Origin of the sequence: Streptomyces sp. NPDC006798 (assembly GCF_040635975.1) — a bacterium.
Classification (GTDB): Bacteria; Actinomycetota; Actinomycetes; order Streptomycetales; family Streptomycetaceae; genus Streptomyces.
Window position 1 is genome coordinate 1 of sequence record NZ_JBEYIS010000110.1, and the last position, 5,656, is coordinate 5,656.

4 protein-coding genes are annotated in these 5,656 nt (G+C 72.7%); 1 reads left to right on the top strand and 3 read right to left on the bottom strand.

All coding sequences use genetic code 11. The features are described from left to right. Window positions 1–116: 116 nt before the first annotated feature. The 3 genes from ABZ714_RS34710 to ABZ714_RS34720 form a co-directional block, all read right to left on the bottom strand. Window positions 117–1,775, bottom strand: a complete 1,659-nt coding sequence (locus ABZ714_RS34710) for a transporter (RefSeq protein WP_358829362.1) — start codon at window positions 1,773–1,775, stop codon at window positions 117–119. Next, window positions 1,772–2,608 carry an ABC transporter ATP-binding protein gene (locus tag ABZ714_RS34715; protein WP_358829363.1) on the bottom strand — a complete coding sequence of 279 codons (837 nt, stop codon included), beginning with the start codon at window positions 2,606–2,608 and terminating at the stop codon, window positions 1,772–1,774. Before ABZ714_RS34715 ends, ABZ714_RS34710 begins: the two co-directional genes overlap by 4 nt. A gap of 269 nt (window positions 2,609–2,877) precedes the next feature. Next, window positions 2,878–3,561: a bifunctional DNA primase/polymerase gene (locus ABZ714_RS34720; RefSeq protein WP_358829364.1), complete on the bottom strand. Its 684-nt coding sequence runs from the start codon at window positions 3,559–3,561 to the stop codon at window positions 2,878–2,880. Between the two features lie 484 nt (window positions 3,562–4,045). Between ABZ714_RS34720 and ABZ714_RS34725 the strand changes: the two genes are divergently transcribed. Beyond that, window positions 4,046–5,428, top strand: a complete 1,383-nt coding sequence (locus ABZ714_RS34725) for a transcriptional regulator (protein WP_358829365.1) — start codon at window positions 4,046–4,048, stop codon at window positions 5,426–5,428. Window positions 5,429–5,656 lie beyond the last annotated feature (228 nt).

Consider the following 5,656-nt stretch of genomic DNA (forward strand, 5'->3'; position numbering starts at 1 on the left):
CATCCCCCCCCCGACCCCCACCGAGTTCCCCTCCCCCCCGCGAGTCCGTGGGGGGCGGGCCGGGGGGGGGCGCGCCCCCGCCGGGGGGCCCGGTGCGACGGGCCCGCGGCGGGAAGCTAGCCCTTGCTGACCGCCGAGAGGATCTCCGGGCCGCGCCGGGCCGTGAGCGGCGCGGCCAGGCGGAGGCCCGCCCAGGCCAGCAGTGGCCCGTAGACCACTCCGGCGGGCAGCAGTACCCACAGCCGCGCGTCGTCGAGCACGAAGAGCGCGGCCAGCAGCGGCGATACGAGCAGCGCGGAGAGCAGTCCGCCGCCCGCGAGGGAGATCCAGGCGAGGGACGCCTGTCCGGGGGCGACGTTCTTGTAGGCGTTGTCCTGGGGGATGGAGTACGGGAAGCGGGCGGAGCCGTACGCCCCGGTGCCCAGCATCGCGCCGAGGACGGCGAAGGAGATGCCGAGGGCGGGCGGGAGTCCGGCGAGGTCGTCGACGGCGACGGCGACTGCGACGGTGACGAGGATCGAGTAGGGGAGGGCGATCAGGAGCAGCGCGAGGGCCCGGGCCCGGAGTTCCTCGTAGGCGTCGCGGGTGGTGGACATGGTCTGGAGGACCATCCAGAACGCGGAGGTGTCCTGCCCGAACTGGTTGTACATCTGCATGCCGAGCATGCTGGTGGCGAAGGCCGCGAGGTAGATGGAGCCGTTGCCCTGGAGGACGTAGAACAGGGGGATGATCGCCCCGAGGGCCAGTCCGGAGACCAGTCCGGCCTTGGTCTTGGGGTCGCGCCACAGGTAGCGCAGGGCCCGCTGCATCACGGCGCCGGTCCGGCCGCCCGGCAGCAGCCGGTGGAGGCGGCCGTCGCCGCCGCCGGTCTCCTGTTCGGAGGCCGCGGCGAGGGTGGAGCCGTCGGGGGACGTCATCAGCCGGGTCAGCATCCGGCGCCACCACAGCAGCAGTACGGCGAGGGCGGCCGCGGAGATCGCGAGCCGGACGGCGGCGATGCCGTACGCGCCGTCGGCGGTGGCGTCGACGGCGCTGATCGCGGAGGCGACGGGGAGCCATTGGACGATGTCGGCGGCGGGGTCGAGGGCCCGCAGTCCGTCCTCGGACTCGCCGAGTCTCTGGAAGGCGAAGTTGACGCCCTGGAGTCCGACGGCGATCACGAGTCCGCTGAGGATCGCGAGGTCGCGTCCTTTGCGGGAGGTGAGGAGCCGGATGTTGGCGGCGGCGACGGCCCGGGCGAGGGCTACGCAGCCGAGCAGGGCGAGGGGTACGGCGACGATCGCGACGGCGAGGGCGGCCCAGCTGTGGGCGAGGCCGATTCCGGCGCCGAGCAGGACGCAGAAGGTGAAGAGGGGGCCTGTGCCGACGAGGGAGGCGGCGGTGAGCGCCGCGACCAGGGGTCCGGGCCGCAGCGGCAGCATCACGAGCCGGGTGGCGTCGAGGGTTTCGTCGCCGCTGGGGAAGAAGAGCGGCATCACGGCCCAGCCGCCCGCGAGTGCGGCGGCGTACAGGACGCCGACGGTGGTGACGTAGTCGCTGTCACGCGCCAGGACGAAGCCGAGCAGTTGGGCGAAGGCGAAGAGGACGGCGAGGACGAGGGAGATGATGAAGACGGTCTTGCGCGCGGTGGACTGGTGCAGTCCGTTGCGCAGCAGGGTCAGCTTCAGCCGTACGAAGACGGCGGCGAGCGCGCCGGTGGACAGCTCGCGCGGCCCGGCGGAAGAGCCGGTGGCCCGGCCCGGGAGCGGCCCGGCGGCCGGGGCTGCCGCGCTCATCGGGCCGTACCGTTTCCGCCGCCCAGCCAGTCGAGGTCCGCGCCGGTGTCCTCGTCCCGTATGCCGACGAGTTCGAGGAACGCCTGCTGGAGGGTGGGCGCCTCGCCCCTGACCTCGGCGAGCGGTCCCTGTGCCACGATCCGGCCCTGGGCCATCACGGCGACCCAGTCGCAGAGCGACTCGACCAGCTCCATCACATGGCTGGAGAAGACCACGGTCGCGCCGGACGCCGTGTACCGCTCCAGGACGCCCCGGATGGTCTGGGCCGAGACGGGGTCGACGCCTTCGAAGGGCTCGTCGAGGAAGAGGACTCCGGGGTTGTGGAGGAGCGCGGAGGCGAGTCCGATCTTCTTCCGCATGCCGGTGGAGTAGTCGACGACCAGTTTGTGCTGGGCGCCCGCGAGTCCGAGGACGTCGAGGAGCTGGGTGGCCCGCTTGTCGACCTCGTCGCCGGGGAGGCCGCGCAGCCGTCCGCTGTAGGCGAGCAGTTCCCGGCCGGAGAGCCGTTCGAACATCCGCAGGCCTTCGGGGAGTACGCCGATCCGGGACTTCACGGCGACCGGGTCGGCCCAGACGTCGTGGCCCGCGATCGAGATCCGCCCGGTGTCGGGGCGGAGCAGGCCCGTCACCATGGAGAGAGTGGTCGTCTTGCCCGCGCCGTTGGGGCCGACGAGGCCGATGAACCGCCCGGCGGGGAGGGTGAGGTCGACGCCCGCGACGGCGAGTTGTTCGCCGAACCTCTTCCACAGCCCTTCCACCTGGACGGCGGGCGGTGCGGTCGCCGCTCTGCCGTCCGCCGGGTTCTCCCCGGCCGCCGTCTGCTGGTCCGGCATGGTCGTGCTCCTTCGGTCCCCTGCTCGTATGCCTGTACGGGGCCAGCCTAGACAGCCGGGAGGAACGTTTTTTCCGGTACGGGGCCCGGGGCTTTCGGCCGCTCGGTGGGGCCGTGGGGAGTGGAGGCGGGGCGGGGGCGGGGCGACCGGGTGGGGGGAGCGCCGGTCGGAACGCCGGCCGCGCCGGTGCCGCGAATATCCGTACGTACGAGGCGTGGGGGCCTCGGGTCGTTCAGAGCCTCAGAGCCTCAGGGCGTCGGAGGGGCCGGTCAGGCGGACGGCACCGTACCCGGGCGGCTCCGCTCCCGGCCGCAGGCGTACGCCAGCGGGCTGATCAGCTCCTCCGCGTCCGGCAGCCAGCGGTTCTCCGGGGTGGGCTTACGGGCCCACTGCACCGGGCCCAGGCCGCCGATCCGGGTCGGCGGGGCCGCGATGTAGTGGCCCTGGCCGCGCGGGACCAGATCGAGGGAGCTGGGGGCCCAGCCGAGGTCGCGGACGAGCGCCGGGGCCTTGGCCGCGCCGCCCGGCAGCACCAGGAAGATCATCCGGCGGTCGGGGGTGGAGATCACCGGACCCAGCGGGAGGTCCATCCGCTCCAGCCGCGCCAGGGCCAGGAACCCGGCCGACTCCGGAACGTCCAGTACGTCGAACGTCCGTCCCGTGGGCAGCAGTACGGCCGCCTTCGGCTGCTTGCCCCACATCCGGCGGGCCCCCGCCGCGCTGCCCGTCGCCTGGTTCCCCCAGTCCGGGCGGGTGGCGTGCGCGCCCGGGGCGGCGCAGCCGGTGTCGCCGCAGGAGCAGTACTCCTTGCCGTCGCCCGCCTCCAGCCACGTACCGGGGAACACGTCCCAGTGCCGTTCCTCCGCATACCGCACGGCATGGTCCATCAGCTGCTCGATCCGCCGCTGCCGGGGGATCTGCGCGGTATCCGTAGTTCCGATGGTCTCTTCCACGACCCTCTCAACTCCCGTGATCACCGGGGGTTACGGGCCCCCTACGGGCCGCCCCCGGGATCATGATCCCGCATATGGGGCGCATCGATGCACATACGGGGGCGCGCCTGTACAGCGGTCCCGGGACCGGGTATCACCCTTGGGAGGGGCGGTCGTGCGGGGGAGCGCGCCCCCGCGGGCGACGATGCCCGGTGACCGTGGACGGGTGCAGCGATCCGGAGTGCTTCATTCCGGTTCGGTCGAGTGCGTCCGGGGGCATCTTTCGGGGGGACTTCCGGATTTCTTGACGTACGGGCCCTCGGATGCCTCCAGCATTCTGGAGAAACCCGACCAACTCGACCAACGCTCTTAAGTCTGCATTCTCCGTATATCCGCCGGGCAGTGATCAGGACCTTCTCGGAACCTTCCCGGGTCTTCTCGGACCGAGGTATTTCCGAATTCAAGGATTCGATCACCCGCGGCGCTTCAGGGGGTTAGGGATCCAATGGCAGCCAGGCCACTCGTCGCCCGCCAGCCGAACGAACGGCTGCAGGCGCTCATTCAGGAAGCCGGGTGCTCCAACGCCGGGCTCGCGCGCCGCGTCAACATGGTCGGCGCGGAACGCGGACTCGATCTGCGGTACGACAAGACATCCGTGGCGCGCTGGCTCCGGGGCCAGCAGCCCCGGGGCCGGGCACCCGGCATCATCGCCGAGGCCCTCGGCCGCAAACTGGGCCGTACGGTCACGATCGACGAGATCGGCATGGCCAACGGCAAGAACCTCGCGTCCGGCGTCGGACTCCAGTTCTCCCCGACCGTGCTCGGCGCCATCGAGCAGGTCTGCGAACTGTGGCGCAGCGACGTCGGCCGCCGCGACTTCCTCTCCGGCACGTCCGTCGCCGCGTCGGCGCTCGTCGAACCCAGCCGCGACTGGCTGATCACCGGCGCCGACACCCAGGTCGCCCGGACCGCCGGAGCCCGGGTCGGCAGCGCCGACGTCGAAGCCGTCCGCGCCATGACCGCCGCCCTCACCGACCTCGACCACCGGTTCGGCAGCGGGCACATCAGGCCCGTCGTCGTCCACTACCTCAACTCCGTCGTCTCCGGACTGCTCTCCGGGTCGTACCGCGAATCCGTCGGCCGCGAACTCTTCGCCGCCGTCGCCCGGCTCACCGAACTCGCCGGATACATGGCCGTCGACACCGGCCAGCCCGGACTCGCCCAGCGCTACTACATCCAGGCCCTCCGGCTCGCCCAGGCCGCCGACGACCGGGGCTACGGCGGATACGTCCTCGCCGCCTCCATGAGCCACCTCGCCGCCCAACTCGGCAACCCGCGCGAGATCGCCCAACTCGCCAGGGCCGCCCAGGAAGGCGCGCGCGGCCAGGTCACACCCCGGGCCCAGGCCATGTTCTACGCCGCCGAAGCCCGCGGCCACGCCCTCCTCGGCGACGCCCGCACCTGCCAGACCGTCGCGGGCAAAGCCCTCGCCGCCCTCGAACGCGCCGAACCCGACAAGGGCGACGACCCCGTCTGGATCGACCACTTCGACGGGGCGTACCTCTCCGACGAACTCGCCCACTGCTACCGCGACCTGGGCCACTCCGAAGCCGCCGCACACCACGCGGCGGGCGCGCTCGAAGGCCACCCCGAGACCCGGGCCAGGCGCCGCGCGATCGGCTACGCGCTGCTGGCGACGGCACAGGTCCAGCAGCGCGAGGTGGAACAGGCATGCCACAGCGGCACCCGCGCCCTCGAACTCCTCGGCACACTCCGCTCCAGCCGGGGCGCGGAGTACCTGGACGACCTCCAACAACGCCTGGAGCCCTACGCGGACGAGCCCCCGGTCCGCGAATTCGGCGCGCGCCTCGAACTCCAGGCGGCGTAGTCGCCTCCCGCTGGGGGTGCGCCGCGTCGGGGCGCCTGGTGCCGGGGCTCCCCGCCTCGTGCGGGGCCGTTCGCGCCTCAGGCGCCGGCGGGGCGGGGGCGCCTCCCGCTGTGGGGTTCCTGGCTCCTCAGGAGCCTGGTGCCGGGGTTGCCTGTGGCCAGGCGGGGCCGTTCGCGCCTCAGGCGCCGGCGGGGCTGAGGGAGATGTGACCGTTGCTCCAGCGGTATG

Coding starts and splice junctions, on each gene's coding strand:
- ABZ714_RS34715 (WP_358829363.1), bottom strand. CDS start 2,608: ATGCCGGACCAGCAGACGGCGGCCGGGGAGAACCCGGCGGACGGCAGA.
- ABZ714_RS34725 (WP_358829365.1), top strand. CDS start 4,046: ATGGCAGCCAGGCCACTCGTCGCCCGCCAGCCGAACGAACGGCTGCAG.
- ABZ714_RS34710 (WP_358829362.1), bottom strand. CDS start 1,775: ATGAGCGCGGCAGCCCCGGCCGCCGGGCCGCTCCCGGGCCGGGCCACC.